Source organism: Neobacillus sp. KR4-4 (assembly GCF_042136325.1).
Classification (GTDB): Bacteria; Bacillota; Bacilli; order Bacillales; family Cytobacillaceae; genus Neobacillus.
Genome location: NZ_JBHHJU010000046.1, coordinates 11,891 through 29,486 on the forward strand (window position 1 = coordinate 11,891; position 17,596 = coordinate 29,486).

14 protein-coding genes are annotated in these 17,596 nt (G+C 40.7%); 4 read left to right on the top strand and 10 right to left on the bottom strand.

The features are described from left to right. Window positions 1-263 precede the first annotated feature (263 nt). A complete protein-coding gene (locus ACE198_RS26995; protein WP_375377682.1) occupies window positions 264-1,565 on the top strand; it encodes an MFS transporter in 1,302 nt (433 codons plus the stop codon). A gap of 152 nt (window positions 1,566-1,717) precedes the next feature. After that, entirely contained in the window at window positions 1,718-2,815 is a 1,098-nt protein-coding gene (gene serC / locus ACE198_RS27000) for a 3-phosphoserine/phosphohydroxythreonine transaminase (RefSeq protein ID WP_375377683.1), read from the top strand. A 63-nt stretch (window positions 2,816-2,878) separates the two neighbouring features. On the opposite strand, the gene ACE198_RS27005 is transcribed toward serC, so the two are convergent. Next, the gene (locus tag ACE198_RS27005; protein WP_375377684.1) at window positions 2,879-3,880 is read right to left on the bottom strand and encodes an LLM class flavin-dependent oxidoreductase; all 1,002 of its coding nucleotides are present in this window, start codon (window positions 3,878-3,880) and stop codon (window positions 2,879-2,881) included. Between the two features lie 308 nt (window positions 3,881-4,188). Here ACE198_RS27005 and ACE198_RS27010 point away from each other — a divergent pair, with 308 nt between their 5' ends. Together ACE198_RS27010 and ACE198_RS27015 are read left to right on the top strand one after the other, a co-directional pair. Continuing rightward, entirely contained in the window at window positions 4,189-4,587 is a 399-nt protein-coding gene (locus tag ACE198_RS27010) for a hypothetical protein (RefSeq protein ID WP_375377685.1), read from the top strand. Window positions 4,588-4,884: 297 nt separating this feature from the next. Further along, the gene (locus tag ACE198_RS27015) at window positions 4,885-6,180 is read left to right on the top strand and encodes an arsenic transporter (protein ID WP_375377686.1); all 1,296 of its coding nucleotides are present in this window, start codon (window positions 4,885-4,887) and stop codon (window positions 6,178-6,180) included. Window positions 6,181-6,378: 198 nt separating this feature from the next. Here the strand turns inward: ACE198_RS27015 and ACE198_RS27020 are convergent, their stop codons facing one another. The 9 genes from ACE198_RS27020 to eutB form a co-directional block, all read right to left on the bottom strand. After that, a complete protein-coding gene (locus ACE198_RS27020) occupies window positions 6,379-7,671 on the bottom strand; it encodes an MFS transporter (RefSeq protein WP_375377687.1) in 1,293 nt (430 codons plus the stop codon). Window positions 7,672-7,704: 33 nt separating this feature from the next. After that, window positions 7,705-8,880 carry a M24 family metallopeptidase gene (locus ACE198_RS27025; RefSeq protein WP_251463229.1) on the bottom strand — a complete coding sequence of 392 codons (1,176 nt, stop codon included), beginning with the start codon at window positions 8,878-8,880 and terminating at the stop codon, window positions 7,705-7,707. Window positions 8,881-8,908: 28 nt separating this feature from the next. Beyond that, window positions 8,909-10,360: an aldehyde dehydrogenase family protein gene (locus tag ACE198_RS27030; protein ID WP_375377688.1), complete on the bottom strand. Its 1,452-nt coding sequence runs from the start codon at window positions 10,358-10,360 to the stop codon at window positions 8,909-8,911. Window positions 10,361-10,454: 94 nt separating this feature from the next. Continuing rightward, the gene (locus ACE198_RS27035) at window positions 10,455-11,510 is read right to left on the bottom strand and encodes a homoserine dehydrogenase (RefSeq protein WP_375377689.1); all 1,056 of its coding nucleotides are present in this window, start codon (window positions 11,508-11,510) and stop codon (window positions 10,455-10,457) included. Then, window positions 11,500-12,747 carry a M20 metallopeptidase family protein gene (locus tag ACE198_RS27040; RefSeq protein WP_375377690.1) on the bottom strand — a complete coding sequence of 416 codons (1,248 nt, stop codon included), beginning with the start codon at window positions 12,745-12,747 and terminating at the stop codon, window positions 11,500-11,502. Before ACE198_RS27040 ends, ACE198_RS27035 begins: the two co-directional genes overlap by 11 nt. A 35-nt stretch (window positions 12,748-12,782) precedes the next feature. Continuing rightward, entirely contained in the window at window positions 12,783-13,982 is a 1,200-nt protein-coding gene (locus tag ACE198_RS27045) for a cystathionine gamma-synthase family protein (RefSeq protein WP_251463227.1), read from the bottom strand. 16 nt (window positions 13,983-13,998) lie between these two features. After that, the gene (locus ACE198_RS27050) at window positions 13,999-15,003 is read right to left on the bottom strand and encodes a cyclodeaminase (RefSeq protein WP_375377691.1); all 1,005 of its coding nucleotides are present in this window, start codon (window positions 15,001-15,003) and stop codon (window positions 13,999-14,001) included. A 22-nt stretch (window positions 15,004-15,025) separates the two neighbouring features. After that, window positions 15,026-16,210, bottom strand: a complete 1,185-nt coding sequence (locus tag ACE198_RS27055) for a M24 family metallopeptidase (protein WP_375377692.1) — start codon at window positions 16,208-16,210, stop codon at window positions 15,026-15,028. Window positions 16,211-16,431: 221 nt separating this feature from the next. Next, window positions 16,432-17,448: a hydroxyectoine utilization dehydratase EutB gene (gene eutB / locus ACE198_RS27060; RefSeq protein WP_375377693.1), complete on the bottom strand. Its 1,017-nt coding sequence runs from the start codon at window positions 17,446-17,448 to the stop codon at window positions 16,432-16,434. Window positions 17,449-17,596: the final 148 nt, after the last annotated feature.

Sequence of the window (17,596 nt, forward strand, 5' to 3'; positions counted from 1 at the left end):
GCTAGATGGAAATTTATAGTTTTTTCTATCCGTAGTAAATTGGGCAAAATAAAAATGAGAGAGGAGACCATTATGCTTTCAGTTCCGGTGAAAATTCATATGATGCTGAATATAAACAGAAATAAATGATTAGAACTGGAATTATGTGGATTATAAGTGTGAATAAGTTTTGAATTTTTCGACACTATTCTATATAAACTGCTTTTCTTTCTTGTTAAAATAAAAAAACAAATATCAACCTTTAAAAAGAAAGAGGTTTAAGTGTGTCACATAATCCAAAAAATTCAAAACCAGCTTGGTTGCAGAACTACGTCGATTCACCAGAAAAGCAGCAAAAGTTATATCGCCGGACATTGCTCATTGTTGTCATGTCACAAATTTTTGGTGGGGCTGGACTAGCTGCTGGTATTACTGTTGGTGCACTCCTTGCCCAAGAAATGTTAGGGACGGACAGTTATGCAGGGATTCCGGCAGCATTGTTAACGTTTGGCTCGGCAGGAGCAGCACTGCTGATCGGTCGCGTCTCCCAACGCTTTGGCCGCCGAATTGGTCTTGCGGGAGGGTTTTTGACCGGCGGGATTGGAGCAGTTGGAGTCATTGTTTCGGCCATTACTAGTAATATCTTACTTCTTTTTGCATCACTCCTTGTATACGGTGCGGGATCTGCTTCAAACTTACAAGCACGCTATGCAGGGGTAGACTTAGCCAAGCCCACACAGCGAGCGACCGCTGTCAGTATCGCCATGGTTTCAACGACCTTTGGGGCAGTGGCAGGACCAAACTTGGTGGACGTCATGGGCCGATTTGCAATCTCTATAGGTGTCCCTGCTCTTGCTGGTCCTTTTATTTTAGGGGCTGCAGCCTTTCTACTGGCAGGATTAGTCCTGCTATTTTTTCTACGGCCAGATCCTTTGATTGTTGCCAACGCCCTTGCAGATCGGCAGGTCATCGACAAGAGTGATCCTGTTGAGAAGCAATCAAGTAATCTTGCAATGAATAAACGAGGAATCGTTGTTGGAGCAACCATTATGGTGTTAACGCAAATTGTCATGACCGCAATCATGACGATGACACCTGTTTATATGAAACATCATGGTCATGGTCTAAGAGAGGTTGGAATGGTCATCGGCTTCCATATTGGCGCGATGTATCTTCCTTCTCTCATCACAGGTATTCTCGTGGATAAAGTCGGTCGAACCGCAATGGCCATTGCTTCTGGTGCTACACTTCTTTCGGCGGGCTTACTAGCTGGCAGCGCTCCTTCAAATTCCATGCTTCTCTTAATCGTCGCGCTTTCCTTGCTTGGACTTGGATGGAATTTTGGTTTAATAAGTGGGACTGCATTAATCGTCGATTCCACTCATCCCTCAACACGTGCCAAAACTCAAGGAGCGGTAGATGTCTTGATTGCTTTAGCAGGGGCTTCTGGGGGAGCCCTATCCGGAATGGTGGTCGCACAAACAAGTTACGCAGGGCTTTCATTCGCTGGAGCAATTCTTTCCCTTTTGCTTATTCCTGTCGTTATCTGGTCTCGTAGTAATCAAAAAATAAAAGAAATAAGCTGATGAGAAGAAATAGGATTTCTGGAAATGACATCCTATTTCTTTTTGTTATTTTGAAAAAAATATTTAAAAATTCACTATTTCACAATTAAAATTATTTTCGGAAATTTATATGTGTGGTATAGTCATAGAAAAGAAAAAATGGAGTGATAAAAATGAAACTGCAAGTCCAACGTGCTTATAATTTCAATGCAGGCCCTTCTGCATTACCCATTTCTGTTCTAGAAAAAGCTCAGGCAGAACTAATAGATTTTCGAGGTACGGGCATGTCCGTCATGGAACTTAGCCACCGCAGCAAAGCTTATGAAGAGGTACATAATCAGGCGATTGACAGCTTAAAGGAGCTTCTGTCTATTCCTGATACGCATGAAGTACTCTTCTTGCAGGGTGGTGCTAGTCTTCAGTTTTCAATGGTACCGATGAATTTTTTACAAACAGGTAAAAAAGCGGCATATGTCATGACTGGCTCTTGGTCAGAGAAAGCTTTCACAGAGGCAAAACTATTTGGTGAAGTTTACCATGCGGCTTCTACGAAAGAAGGCAGCTACCGCAGCATTCCTGCCATCGATCAATTGCAGTACGATTCATCTGACGCATATGTCCATGTAACTTCAAATAATACGATTTATGGTACACAATGGAAGGACTTCCCAGATACTGGTGATGTTCCATTAATCGCTGACATGTCAAGTGATATTCTGTCTAAGCCAATTGATGTCAGCAAGTTTGCGCTCATTTATGCTGGTGCCCAGAAAAACCTTGGCCCTTCAGGCGTAACCGTTGTGATTATTCGCAAGGATTTCCTTGAACAAGCAAACACAAATATCCCAACGATGTTAAAGTACAGCACCCACTCTAAAAATAATTCTTTGTATAACACACCGCCGACTTTTGGTATTTATATGCTTGGAGAGGTATTAAACTGGGCGCGTGAATTGGGCGGTCTGGATGCCATTGCGAAGCTGAATGAGAAAAAAGCGAACTTAATTTACGATACAATCGACGCTAGTAATGGTTTTTATATTGGTCATGCCACACCAAAAAGCCGTTCTCTCATGAATCTTACATTCAACTTAGCGTCAAAAGACTTAGAAAAGAAATTCCTTGAGCAAGCGAAACAGGAAGGATTTGTCGGCGTAAACGGACACCGCTCCATCGGCGGCTGCCGTGTATCAGCCTACAATGCGGTTCCAGTGGAAGCCTGCCAGGCATTCAAAGAGTTTATGATTAAATTCCAATCAGAAAATAATTAAGATTTCTGTACTACAAAAGGACCAGAGGAGATAAAATGTCTCTTCTGGTCTTTTTTATTTTCATTATCTACCGTCAACTACTTCTTTCAATATTTCATACGAACGTTTTTGTTTTTCCGTGTCATATATATACGATACTGCCATGAGTTCATCGACGTGATATTTCTCTTGGAATGCAGTCCACTGTTGGCGGACAGTTTCTTTACTTCCGATCAATGTCACACTTTGCTTCGTGGCGGCCATTTCCTTCTCCATCGGAGTCCAAATCTCATCCAAGCTTTCAACTGGCGGCTGCAACGGATTTTGCGTTCCACGAACCACATTTAGGAAAAATTGCTGCATCGTTGTCGATAAAAATTGGGCTTCTTCATCTGTTTCTGCAGCAATAACATTTAAACAAACCATCATATATGGTTTATCCAAATATTCTGAAGGCTGGAAACGACTTCTGTAAATTGAGATCGCTTCTTCCATGAATCTTGGGGCAAAGTGGGAGGCAAATACATATGGCAATCCCAAGTTTGCCGCTAGATACGCTGAATCAGTCGATGACCCCAGGATATAAATCGGAATATTCGTGTCAACACCAGGATAGGCTTTCACATAACTTTGCTGCTCTGCTGGGCCAAAATAAGTAAGCAATGCATTAACATCATCTGGGAAGGTGTAAACTGAATCATTTTTCGAACGTCTTAAGGCGTTTGCCGTCATCATATCTGTACCAGGTGCCCGGCCGAGTCCCAGGTCAACGCGATCAGGATAAATTGTTGCTAACGTGCCAAATTGTTCAGCAACCACAAGCGGAGAGTGATTTGGCAGCATTATCCCGCCAGAACCTACATGAATGCTTTTGGTATGCTCTAACACATGTTTAATCAAAATAGATGTAGCTGAACTCACAAGTGTAGCTGTATTATGATGCTCTGCAATCCAATAACGTTGATAGCCTATTTTTTCAACCGCTTGTGCAAGTTCGACCATTGATTCAATCGCTTGACTTGGGCTCTGCCCCTTTCGAATCGGCGCTAAATTTAAGACAGATACAGGTATTTGAATAGTTGTCATTTTATCATTCCTTTCCCTAGAGAGAATATTACTATAGTAACAATAGGAAAGAAGAAATCAAAAATAAATGCTTACATTATATTTCAGGTTCCTAAATATTTTAAGGGGAGGATTATAGACGCTTACTATCTTGATACCAGAATCGGAAAAATTGGCAGATTAATCAGAGAAACTCGCCCGCAATATTATATTAGAAGATGCATATAAAATAGTAAGCTACTAATCATAGCAAGTGAATGAATTTATGATCAGGTACAGGAGCGATCGATATACTCTTGCACCTAGAAAAGGAAAAGGAGGTGTTTATTTTGCCAAAACACAATAAGAATCATCAGGGACAAGCCCAAAATAATAAATCTCAGACTGAAGGAGAAGGATCTCAAGCTAAAACTGAAGAAAACGCTCAAGCTCAAACTGAAGCAGAAAACACACAATCTCAAGTTGTTAGTGAAGACTCTCAACCTCAAGCTAATGGAGAAAACTCTCAAGCTCAAGCTGATGAGGAAAACGCTCAAGCTCAGGCTGATGGGGAAAACTCTCAAGCTCAAGCCGATGGAGAAAACTCTCAGGCTCAAGCCGATGGAGCCAACTCTCAGGCTCAAGCCGATGGAGCCAACTCTCAGGCTCAAGCCGATGGAGCCAACTCTCAGGCTCAAAATAATCAAAACAAAAAGAAAGGCCCAAAGGGAAAGAAGAAAAATAACTAATTGTGAAACTGGAGATAACTGGTGATATGTTGGTGGCAAAATTTATTTTTTGCCACCAATAAAACCCTCCATATATCACTAGCCTTATTGGATGTCTTCTAACATATATTTACTAATTTTTATTTGTAGGAGGGTTTACATTGATTGTTTTGCTATTAGGGATTTTTTTCTACATTTTCTTGGTTCCACCTACAAAGTATAGTAATTCAGCAAAACAAGCGAGGATAAACGACGATATGAAGGGGTCCCAAATAAACCTTGGGGTGAAACAAGATATTTAACCTAGAATTGATCCTCATGTTTATCATTTTTTTATCAGTAATTAGTTTAATAATTTGGCGGCCTAAAGGGCTCAATGAATCGATCCCCACAGCTATTGGAGCAGCGATTACTATTTTTTTAGGTATTGTGCCTTTAGATGATATTTATAAAATCCTCGATATCGTTAGTGGAGCGTCTATTACCATTTTATCAACGATTATTATGTCTATTGTATTAGAAAGCATTGGTTTCTTTAATTGGGTTGCATTCAATTTAGTTAAAAAAGCAAAAGGTTCAGGAACTTTACTTTACATTTTTGTAAACCTAATTTGTTTTTTAACGACTATCTTTTTTAATAATGATGGAAGTATATTGATTACTACCCCGATAATAATTCATATGACTAAATACCTCAACCTTAAACCCCATCAAAAAATTCCCTATTTACTCTCTGGAGCATTAATCGCAACCGCTTCCAGTGCTCCAATTGCAATTAGTAATATATCAAATTTAATTGCATTGAAAATTGTTGGGATAGATTTAAACAGCTATGTAGAAATGATGTTTGTACCATCTATGATTGGTATTATAACAATTGCAAGCTTACTTTATTTGTACTATCAGAAGGATATTCCGAAAAAGATTGATCAAAACTTTACTGATCCGCTTACGAGCCAAATAAATATAAAGATTGATTGGTGGATGTTTAGGGTAAGTATGGTCATTGTTGTAGCAGTAAGAGCCAGTTTCTTTATCCTAACACCGTTTGGTATTCCTATGGAGTGGATTGCATTAGCAGGGGCCATTTTACTAATTATGATTAGGTGGTATAAAGCAGGAAAAGGGGTAAAAGATGTCATAAGTAAAACCCCGTGGCATATACTTATTTTTGCTTTTAGTATGTATGTTTTAGTATACGGTCTTCAGAATGTTGGATTAACATCCTTTTTAATAAAATACCTTCAACCCCTAGTAGAAAGTAGTCATTTAAATGCTAGTCTAACAATGGGTATATTATTAACGATTTTGTCAAATATATTTAATAATTTACCTGCTGTGATGATCGGTACATTATCCCTCACCAATATGGGATTAGATCTGCAAACCTTACAATTATCTTATTTGGCAAATGTGCTCGGCAGTGATATTGGTTCATTAATAACCCCTGTAGGAACTCTTGCTACTTTAATATGGATGTACATTTTAAAAAGCAATAGAATTAGATTTACGTGGGGTAAGTATATTAAAGTCGCTTTACTCGTTATACCAATTGGATTAATGACAAGCTTAGTGGCTTTATATTACTGGAATGAATGGTTTATCTTCAAATAAGGGATTTGCAATATGGACTTGTTGTCAAAGTGTTAGCTCCAAAATTATCCCATACAATCTATTTCCTCTTTTCAACATATAGTCAGACACTTGCAATAAAAGACCTCCGCCTACTCCTTAATCAGATTCCGGCGGAGGTCGATTATTTAATTTAACGCAAACTGAAAAGACTTTACTAGATAGGAAATAAAATTCCTATTAAATGATTTTAGTTTTTTCAATTGAAGTATCACTATCAATTTTACTTGAGTTATTAATAGCTTTCGGCAAATTCATGATAGCGATTATCGCCATTAATGCCGTACCCATTAAGAAGAATGCAGGCATTAATTTATTCCCTGTCGATGTTTGTAAGGAAGTAATGATAAGAGGCGCTCCCCCTCCAAAGATGGCTGTTGAAACATTGTAGGAAGCTCCATATGCCGTGTTCCGTACTCGATTTGGAAACAACATTGGCAGTGTGGATGGGAAAACACCTATAAAGATAGCAACGATTACATCTAAAGCAAAATAACCAACCAATGGGCCTGATGGTGCACCACTAGAAACGTAAGCAATGATTGGAATGGCTGTTAGAATCGTTAATCCAGATGACAATAATAGAAAAGGCTTTTTTCCATACCGGTCGCTCATTACACCAAATATTGGAATAAGAATAAGCATTAATACCATTCCTAGCGTAGTAACAATCATTGATTCCATACTCGATAAACCGACTTGCGTCTCAAAGTATGATGGAAGATAGGTCAATAATGTATAATAAGCTCCATTTGCGAACGCCACTACTAAAAATGAGATAACTAAAGGTTTTCGTGCTGTTAAGAACATCTCTTTGAGAGGATTCTTTGACAAGGTGTTTTCTTCCTTCATTTTTATAAATGTTGGCGTATCATCAATTTTCGTTCTGACGTACATACCTACTAACGCTAATGGCAGTGAACAAATAAATGGGATCCGCCAGCCCCAACTTGCCATATCTTCAGTACTTAAAATGGAAGTAAGAATAGCGACAAAAACAGATCCGATGATATAACCCAACAATGAACCTGATTCAAGTAAACTAGTGAATAGTCCCCGGCGATTTGAAGGAGAAGACTCATTCATAAAAACAGAAGCACCTGTATATTCCCCGCCTGCAGCCAACCCCTGGGCAATTCGTAGAATGATGAGCAACACTGTTGCCGTTACACCAATGGTTCCATAATGTGGAACCAGACCAATGGCAGCTGTTGACAGTGACATAAGCATAATGGTTATGACCAATATCTTCTTTCTACCCAAGCGATCACCAATTGATCCAAAAATCAAGCCTCCCAATGGTCTAAAGAAGAACGAAATGGCAAACACCGCAAAAGCGTAAAGTAAAGCAGTTGTACCGCTCCCTTCCGGAAAAAACTGGGATCCGATAATTGCTGCAGTATAACTATAAATACCGTATTCATACCATTCAACAAGATTGCCAATTGCAGTCGCCATTGTAGCCTTCTTCATACATGCACCATCCCCTTTATTAAATTCCACTCGCTAAACAAATTCCTTTAATGTCAGGTTCCTTGGAAGATTGGCAAAGGTTTCACAGCCGTTTTCTGTGATTCGAATCGACTCACTTACTTCAAAGCCATAATGATCAAGCCACAATCCTGGAATGAGGTGGAAAGTCATGTTTGGCTGCAAAATCGTTTTGTCCCCTTTTCGTATGCTCACTGTATGCTCGCCCCAATCCGGTGGATAATTCAGACCCATCGCATATCCTAGGCGTGATTCTTTTACAAAGCCGCTTTTTTCAATTGTTTTTCTCCAAGTTTCTTCAATTTCTTCACAAGCAATACCTGGACGGATCATCTCCAAACAAGCATTAATCCCTTCGACGGCAACCTTTGAAAGGGTCTCCATTTCAGGCTTCGGTTTTCCAATCTGAACGGTCCGTGCCAATGGCGAATGGTATCTTTTATAGCAACCCGCTAATTCTAATATAACAGCGTCCCCATCTTTATAACGGTCATCGGTCCAAGTTAAATGCGGAGTAGAAGTTTTTTCACCAGAAGGCAGCAAAGGGACAATGGAAGGATAATCACCGCCAAATTCCTCGGTACCTGTGATTTGCGTATAGAAAATTTTTGCAGCCACGTCACACTCTCTGACACCCTCCTGAATCAACTCGATGCCAGCCTGCATTGCTTTTTCAACGATGATTGCAGCTTTTTTCATATATGCGATTTCAGCATCCGACTTTATGAGGCGCACCCAATTTACTAGTAAGGTGGCATCTGTAAAAGTGGCATTCACTAAACCTTTTTTCAGCTGTTCATAGCACTTAGCTGAAAAATAATAGTTTTCCATTTCAACACCAATGGAGCGATTATCATGACCAATTTCCCTTAAAATACTTGCGACAAAATCCATCGGATGTTTACTTTCCGATTGCACATATTCATCTGGATAAGGAATGATATTATCACGATAGAGCCATGTGGTTACCTTTGCTGCATTAGCATCCATTTCTCGCCCAATCCACATTGGTTGATCTTCATCAACGATTAGAACGAGCATCTGATGGACATAAAATGACCATCCATCATAGCCAGATAGGTAATTAATATTGGCTGGATCCGTGATAAGAAGGACATCAATTCCCTTTTGGATCATTCTCTCTTTTGTTTTTCTTATTCTTTCCTTATACTCAATTGTTGAAAATGACATCAAAAAACCCCCATATTCTCAAGATGAATTATCTAAAATGTTCGGTAGACAACTTAAAGCACACAACCTTTGGTTCGGTCATTTCCTGGATGGCAAACTTTATTCCTTCTCTGCCTAATCCAGATTTTTTCACTCCGCCAAACGGCATGGCATCAATCCGATAGTCACTGCTGTCATTGATCATAATGCCGCCAACGTCCATTTGGGCAATCGCCTGGTAGGCTTTTTCAATATTTTTAGTGAAAATTCCCGCCTGCAGACCAAAGTCCACTCGGTTAGATTCTTGAATGGCGTGGTCTAAATCCTGTACCGGGTAAAGAAGAACAACCGGTCCAAAAATTTCTTCGTTAGCGATTCTACAATTTTCCGGTATATTGGTTAGGACGGTTGGAGTATAAAATGCTCCCTTACGGATACCGCCCGTCAGTAGCTTGGCCCCTTTTTCAATGGCTTCATTCACTAAAGCTTCCACGCGCTTCGCTTCTTTTTCATTAATTAGCGGACCCATATCCGTTTCTTGTACTTGTTTATCACCGATAATGTATTGCTCCGTACGAGTGACGAACTTTTTTTGAAAACTAGACATGACGCTCTCTTGAATATAGAGACGCTGCACACCAAGGCAATTCTGACCCGCTGCCCAAAACGCACCGGACACGTTTGATTCGACTGCTTGTTCTAGATCAGCATCCTCCAAAACGATCACAGGGGAATTGGATCCAAGCTCCATACTCATTTTCTTTAACCCTGCTTTTCGAACGATGTTTTCTCCCGCTTCCAATCCTCCTGTGAAGGAAATCATCCTTATCGCAGGATGGGTTACAAGAATATCCCCTATCTCATGCCCATAACCTGTTATGACGGATAAAACTTTCGGAGGAAGTCCTGCATGTGCAAAGGCTTCGGCAAGCAATAGGGCACTTAGTGGAGTCACCGTAGCTGGTTTCACGATAATGGCGTTACCAGATGCGATCGCTGGTCCTACTTTGTGTGCAACAAGGTTTAATGGATCATTAAACGGAGTGATTGCGCCAATAATACCGATTGGGAAACGATAGTAATACCCGATTCGGTTTTCACTTCCTGGCATTTGATCAAAGGAGATCGTTTCACCATTAATTCTTCTTGCCTCTTCTGCACTGATTCTTAAGGTTTGTATACATCTAGTTGTTTCTTTGGTTGCTTCCCTGATTGTTTTACTGCCTTCTTTTGAGATGGTAACAGCGAATCTTTCTCGATGCATTTCAATATAATCCGCTGCTGCATTGAGGACTCTCATTCTCTCATGGACGGGCATGGCTGCGGCAAGCTTTGCACCCTCCTTAGCTTCCTCAATACAGCGAATCATATCTTCAGCTGATGCAGCTGGAACGGTATCTATTAAGCTGTTATCTTGAGGATCACACACTTCAATAATCTGGTCACGGCACACCCATTCTCCACCAAGCAGCATCTTCTTTCCTGCCATTTGAACTGACATAATCATTCCCGCCCTTCTCTTATTAACGTTAATTAAATAAGTTTTGACTTTGAGAATTGTCCGGTTCCGTCGCGCGCATAGGAAGTTCTATTCCTTATACAGTTACCGGTTTACGTTCACGGTTGATATTAATCAAGTCTATTAAAAGTGAAAATCCTGTTTCTGTTTTTCCGGCTCCCGCTCCGCTTAGTGTGACAGGTCCTAGTAAATCACACTCATATGTAATCGCATTGACTGCACCGCCAATGGATGCTAAGGAATCCGTGATATCCACTTTTTCCGGTGCGATCGAAGCAACAACCGTACCGTTTTCCTTTTTGACTTTAGCCAGCAGTTTCCAGCGTTTTCCTTCGGACTTTGCAACTTCAATATCTTCTAATGAAATCTCAGTAATTCCCTTGCAAGAAACATTTTCAACGTTTAACGGGATACCCATGACATAGTTCGCTAGTATGACAATTTTATATCTTGCATCATAACCTTCCACATCACTTGTTGGATCTGCTTCCGCATAGCCAAGCTCCTGTGCTTCTTTTAATGCAGCTTCATAAGAAACGCCTTCTTGTTCCATTTTCGTTAAGATATAATTGGTCGTTCCATTTAGAATACCGCGAATTTCTTTAATTTCATTTCCAGCCAAAGTAACAATAGGCATTCTTAATGATGGCGTCCCACTCATAACAGTGCCTTCAAATCCCCAATAAACACCATTCTTCTCAGCAATATCTGATAGTTCCTTATAGGCCAGAGCTACCGGACCCTTATTTGTCATGACAACATTTTTTCCACTTTCAAATGCTGCTTTGCAATGATCAATCGCGGGCTGGCCAGTTTTTACATCGGTATATGACACCTCAATAATCGTATCTGCATTTGTACCAACAATAGTTTGCAGGCTGTTCCATCCAGTGATTAATCCAGGTGACTGTGGATAATTTTCTAAATTCCCAGTTTCCTTTAAGGTATTCAATACGACATCTAAATCAAGTCCATTGGGGTGATAGATGGAACCTTTCAGAAAATCGGAAATGGCGACAACAGTCGCTTTAAAACCTTCTTTTTGTTTCAATTCTTCTTCTTTATTTAGCAAAATTTCTGCCAACCCCTGACCAACTACACCAAATCCTATAAAAGCTAGTTTATGAGACATGTGCCTTTCCCTCCTTGTTAACTGGTGAATTAGATTCATCTTTTAAAAAATGGACCGCAGTTTGTGCAAGAATAGCTGCACCCATCGCTAGGCTGTTTTCATCAATATCAAAGATGGGAGTATGTAAATCTCTTTTGATTCCATCCGCTGTGCCGCTTCCTAGGAAAAATAATGTTCCCGGTAACTTTTGTGTCACATAGCCGAAATCTTCACCGCCCATCCCAAAGGGACGCCTGACAATTTGGCACTCTGGATACATTTCTTCTATCGATTTTAATAAGTAACTGTTCACACGAGTATCATTGAATAAAGCCGGCTCTCCTCTTTCGACATCGAGTGTAAACCTTCCGCCCAAGGATTCAACCACAGAGAGAGCCTTATTTAATTCGGCACTCAATAAATCCCTGACCTCTGGTGTATAGCTGCGAATCGTTCCTGAGATATTGACTTCATTAGGAATAATATTACTTGCCGTCCCCGCATGGATCTGACCAATACTGATGACTCCAGCTTCCAATGCTGGTATTTTACGAGCAACGATTCCATGCAATGCTTGCATGACAACCCCGAGCATCCAGATGGGATCCGTTCCAAGTTCTGGATAGGCGCCATGACCACCTGTTCCAAAAATTTTCGCCGAAAACACATCGACATTAGCCATGCTGTATCCATCGTTCACTTGTGCTGCCCCAACAGGAAGCCATGGGCACATATGGAGGGCAATCGCAGCATCTACTTGGTCATAGGCACCGGCTTGAACCATGTACGGCGAACCTGATAGGCCTTTGTCATCCGTACTTTCCTCAGCCGGTTGGAAAATAAATTTAATAGTTCCTTTCAACCCTTCTTTTTTAAATTTATTTGCAAGAAGATGGGCTGTACCAAGTAATATAGATGTGTGGGCATCATGACCACATGCATGCATGATTCCTTCATTTTCTGATTTAAAATGATGGGTGTTTTCTTCCTTTATTGGCAGTGCGTCCATATCCGCACGGATGGCAATCACAGGGCCCTCTCCTGACGTTAATGTGGCTACGACACTCGTTTCTACACCAATACCAGTTTCAACCTCTAATCCATCAATTTTCTTTAGCGTTTCAGCAACAAATTTTGAGGTCCCGAACTCTTGAAAACTGAGTTCGGGATGTTGATGAAACAGGCGCCGCCATTCAATAATCCTATCTGATAACTCGTTTGCTTGAACTACGGTAGGGTGATCGTAACGTTCCGGCATCTGTTGTTTTCCTCCTAAAACTGGATTGAAAGCTATTAAACTTTTAAAATACTTTCAACATGGTTGAAGGCCTGCTCGAAATCTGCAAGAATGTCTTCGATGTCTTCAATTCCACAAGAGATTCGAATCAGTCCTTCCGGAATTCCCATGGCTGCACGTTCTTCTGGTGTACATTCTACGTGGCTTGTTGTACGAGCCGGTCCAACTGTTGTTTCAACCGCACCTAAATTTGCTGCTCGGTTGGCATATTGTAATTTAGGAAGAAGGTCTCGAACGGTATCTACTCCACCCTTTACAGCAAAGCTAAGCATTCCGCCAAAGTTTTTCATTTGTTTCTTTGCAATGTCATGGTTTGGATGTGTTTCAAGACCTGGATAATAAACTGCCTCGACCATTTCTTTTGTCTCCAGGTATTTTGCTAGGGTCATCGCATTTTCACATTGCTGGCGGACACGTAAATGAAGTGTTTTCATTCCGCGCAGGATAAGATAGGCTGCCATTGGATCCATTGTTGCTCCATTAATTTCACGGAAATGATAGATTTTTTCAACAAGTTCGTGAGAACCACAAACGACACCGCCTAAGGCATCTGCATGTCCACCCAAAAACTTTGTCGCACTATGAATGACTAAATCTGCACCTAATGCGATTGGATTTTGGTTAATTGGAGTTCCAAAGGTATTATCCACGACAACAAGCGCCCCTGCCGCTCGGCCTGCTTTTGCCATACGTTCAATATCGGTAATTTTCACCGTTGGGTTTGTTGGTGTTTCCAAATATAAAATTTTACAGCCTTTGGCAACTTCACGTTCAATTTGGTCATGGTTTCCTGTTTCACATAGAGCCACTTCAATTTCTTGGCGCGGCAGGAACTCAGTAAAGATTTTATTTGTTCCGCCATATGTATCTTTAATTGAAACAATGCGGTCACCAGGTACTAAAAAGGTAGAAAGTGTATTGCTGATCGCTGCCATCCCTGTTGAGAAACTTGTTGCAGCTTCTGCACCTTCAAGGATTTTGACTTTATCTTCAAATGCCTGAACAGTTGGATTTGTATTACGTCCATAGATATGACCTTTTTTCTTGCCAATTGCCACATCATACCATTCATCCATATCGTCATAGCCATAAGCGACACTTAATACAACTGGAACTTGTGTTGCACCATGTACTAAATAATCTTTCTCTCCTGCCCATACTGATTGTGTTCCCATTTTTGGTTGTTTGTTTGTCATATTAACCACTCCTCAACTATTTTTTTATTAGTAAATTGCTGCCCTCAATGTTTAATCCTAAATTTCTCTTCTTCATTTCTTGATAGGCAAACAAGGCAATCGCTGTATCCTGTACACCGGTACCTGTTAAATCACAAACTGTAATTTGTTCATCGCTTGTTCTTCCTTCCACCTGCAAGGAAGTAATCTCACCCAATTCAATAATTTGCGAGTTCTCTGTAAGTACACCTCTCGCTAGTGCATGATGTAATTCCCCTAAACGGGCGCATTGAGCTTTTGTATCACAAACCAGCAGATCCGCTTTCGCCAATACCTCAGCTTCTAATTCTTGTTTATGTTCCGCATCCGAGCCCATTGCTGTAATATGTAGTCCAGGATGGAGCCAGTCTGCTTTAATTAGCGGTTCTTTTGTCGGGGTTGTAGTAATCACGGTATCACTGTTTTTTACGACAGTTTCCGCACTGAGCACTGCTGTGATTTCAACTCCCAATTCGGCGGCCATTTCAGCTGCAAATGCTTGAGCGCGTTCCGCGGAGCGAGCATAAACCAATACTTTGCTAACATTCCTTACAAGACTTAACGACCTGAGTTGGAATCTTGCCTGGCTGCCGGCACCAATAACACCTACGGTTTCAATAGATTCTTTGGACAGATATTTAGCGGCTACTGCACCTGCAGCGGCAGTACGAACTTCGGTTAAGTACCCATTATCTAAAAGAATAGCTTCAGGTACACCAGACTGTGTGCTGATTAAAATCATCATGCCGTTCCCGCTTGGTAAGCCTAGCTGATAATTATTAAAAAAGCCGGAAGAAATTTTAATCGCAAACATTTCTTTGTCCTTGATATAAGCTGATTTCACATCAACTTCGCCATTCTGGTCCTCAATGTCCACTCTCATGATCGGTGGCATGATCACTTCATTACTGGACAGTTTAGTAAAGGCATCCTCCACTACTTTTATTGCCTCTTGATTGATTTGGACATATTGTTTTAATTCCTTTTCGGTAAAAATAAGCATCGGGTTGTTCACCTCCCCCACATTATTTCGTCATTTGATGCCCCTTTAGAGTCAAATCCCTGTTGACATGGGCAAATGTTTCGCATCCGGTTTCGGTAACCCGGACCGACTCACTTACTTCAAAACCGTAATGGTCCAACCATAATCCTGGTATAAGGTGAAAAGTCATATTTGGCTGCAGGATTGTTTTATCACCTTTTCGAATACTCATGGTGTGTTCGCCCCAATCAGGTGGATAATTCAGTCCCATTGAATATCCAAGCCGTGAATCTTTCACAAATCCACTTTTTTCAATGGTTTTTCTCCATGTTTCTTCAATTTCTTCACATGCAATGCCCGGGCGAATCATCTCCAAGCAAGCATTTATGCCTTCCACGGCGACACTTGAAAGGGTTTTCATTTCTTCCTTTGGTGTACCGATCTGAACGGTCCTTGCGAGCGGTGAATGATATCTTTTGTAACAGCCCGCAATTTCCAAAATCACTGCATCGCCATTTTTATATCGTTCATCTGTCCAAGTTAAATGGGGTGTCGATGTTTTTTCTCCGGATGGCAGGAGCGGTACGATGGAAGGATAATCCCCGCCAAACTCTTCTGTTCCAGTAATTTGTGTATAAAATATCTTGGCTGCCACATCACATTCTCTTACGCCTTCTTCAATCAAATCGATCCCTGCCCGCATCGCTTTTTCTACGATTTTTGCTGCCCGCTTCATGTATTCAATTTCTGTATCCGACTTGATTAGCCGAACCCAGTTGACTAATAAAGAAGCATCTAAAAAGGTTGCATTCGGTAATCCCTTTGTGAGCTGTTGATAACATTTGGCTGTGAAATAATAGTTTTCCATTTCTACGCCAATCGAGCGCTTTTCCTGGCCTAACTCTTTTAATCGATCGGCCACGAAATCCATAGGATGCAAGATGTATGACTGAACATATTCATCTGGGTAAGGGATAATATTGTCGTGCGAGAGCCATGTCGTCACTTTTGCGCCATTGGCATCCTGACCCCGTCCAATCCATTTCGGTTCTTCTTCATCAATAATGAGGACAAGCATCTGGTGAACATAAAATGACCATCCATCATAGCCAGAAATGTAATTTAAATTGGCTGGATCAGTAATTAGGAGGACATCAATTCCTTTTTGCATCATCCTTTCTTTTGTTTTACGGACTCTTTCTTTATACTCAGTTGTTAAGAATGACATAACCTCATTCACTCCTGTCTAACTTTAACTAAATCTTTTGAATATTTCATTTATCTGGGTTCATTATACGAAATACCAACTATGCTTTTCATCTGACAGATTGTATGAACGTTCTTGCTCATTTCTAGTCAAATTTGTCAAAATAACAAAAACCAGCTGCCTCCATCCCTTAAATTCCGCAATTGTACGGCATTATAGATTGGTGATAGCTGGTTTATAAATTAGTTCCCTTTACTCTCAAAGGTATACTTTTGTATTAATGTTTGTAATATTGAAAGATCGACATTTTGCCCACTTATTATTATAGCCAAATCACCCTCTTGGTGAGGGATTCTCTTTCCCAAAACTGCTGCAATTCCTGTCGCTGCTGCCCCTTCCATAATGATACGGTGTTTATCCATCATATAAGCCATACTATAGGCAATGTCATCTTCAGGAATAAGTAAGACATTATCCATATATTTCTGGACCATGTTGAATGTATATAGATTATCCAGTCCAATTCCACCTAGTAAACTATCTGCAAGTGTCTCGCTTTCCTCTAGCACGACTGGCTTGCCAGCCTTTAAGCTTTCATACATTACTGCAGATTTTTCCATAGAAACACCTGTTACCCGAAGATTCTTATCATTGGACTTTAATGCCAAGCCAATTCCAGAGAGCAACCCGCCGCCGGAAAGCGGCACAATCACATCTGTTAAATGAGGAAGATCCTCCAACAATTCCAATCCTATCGTTCCTTGTCCGGCGATAACATGAGGATCATCAAAGGGCTCGATCACCGTTAATCCCTTCTCCTTTTCCAATTGATAGCAGCGAACTCCTGCGTCGTCTTGGCTGTCTCCGACGATTTCAATTTGAGCACCCAGTCTTTTTAGTGAGTCTACTTTTGCCTTGGGCACCCGATTGGAAATACAGACAACGGCATCAATTCCAATTTTCTTAGCAATGTACGCCACAGCCATCCCATGATTTCCTGTTGAAAACGTGGCAACCCCGCGTCTTTTTTCCTCTTCACTCAAACTTAGTATTTTATTAGCCGCCCCTCTCACTTTAAAGGCTCCTACCTCATGAACATTTTCCAACTTTAAATAAACATTACGGCCGATTTTTTCTGATAGAATCGAAGAATAGATGATTGGCGTTCTGTTAATAATCGTGCTTATTCGTTTTCGGGCCGCCCACACATCGCGAATGTCCATCTCTTTGACTTCTTTTATCTGTTTAGTAAAATTCATACTTACTCCTCCCCTGAACCTAACGTATTGTCAAAACTTTTATATTAAAAAAGTTAATAATCCTTGATTTAAAGGGATTTAAATGCAAAAAACTTGCCACCCCCGTGAAATTAGGTTAAAAGTGAGGTTACCACACCGAACACCTAAT

Excerpts from the sequence above, each read along its gene's own strand:
- ACE198_RS27005 (WP_375377684.1), bottom strand. The coding sequence starts at position 3,880 with ATGACAACTATTCAAATACCTGTATCTGTCTTAAATTTAGCGCCGATT.
- ACE198_RS27025 (WP_251463229.1), bottom strand. The coding sequence starts at position 8,880 with ATGTCATTTTCAACAATTGAGTATAAGGAAAGAATAAGAAAAACAAAA.
- ACE198_RS27015 (WP_375377686.1), top strand. The coding sequence starts at position 4,885 with ATGTTTATCATTTTTTTATCAGTAATTAGTTTAATAATTTGGCGGCCT.
- ACE198_RS27040 (WP_375377690.1), bottom strand. The coding sequence starts at position 12,747 with ATGCCGGAACGTTACGATCACCCTACCGTAGTTCAAGCAAACGAGTTA.
- serC (WP_375377683.1), top strand. The coding sequence starts at position 1,718 with ATGAAACTGCAAGTCCAACGTGCTTATAATTTCAATGCAGGCCCTTCT.
- ACE198_RS27030 (WP_375377688.1), bottom strand. The coding sequence starts at position 10,360 with ATGTCAGTTCAAATGGCAGGAAAGAAGATGCTGCTTGGTGGAGAATGG.
- ACE198_RS27035 (WP_375377689.1), bottom strand. The coding sequence starts at position 11,510 with ATGTCTCATAAACTAGCTTTTATAGGATTTGGTGTAGTTGGTCAGGGG.
- ACE198_RS27055 (WP_375377692.1), bottom strand. The coding sequence starts at position 16,210 with ATGTCATTCTTAACAACTGAGTATAAAGAAAGAGTCCGTAAAACAAAA.
- ACE198_RS27045 (WP_251463227.1), bottom strand. The coding sequence starts at position 13,982 with ATGACAAACAAACAACCAAAAATGGGAACACAATCAGTATGGGCAGGA.
- eutB (WP_375377693.1), bottom strand. The coding sequence starts at position 17,448 with ATGAATTTTACTAAACAGATAAAAGAAGTCAAAGAGATGGACATTCGC.
- ACE198_RS27020 (WP_375377687.1), bottom strand. The coding sequence starts at position 7,671 with ATGAAGAAGGCTACAATGGCGACTGCAATTGGCAATCTTGTTGAATGG.
- ACE198_RS27050 (WP_375377691.1), bottom strand. The coding sequence starts at position 15,003 with ATGCTTATTTTTACCGAAAAGGAATTAAAACAATATGTCCAAATCAAT.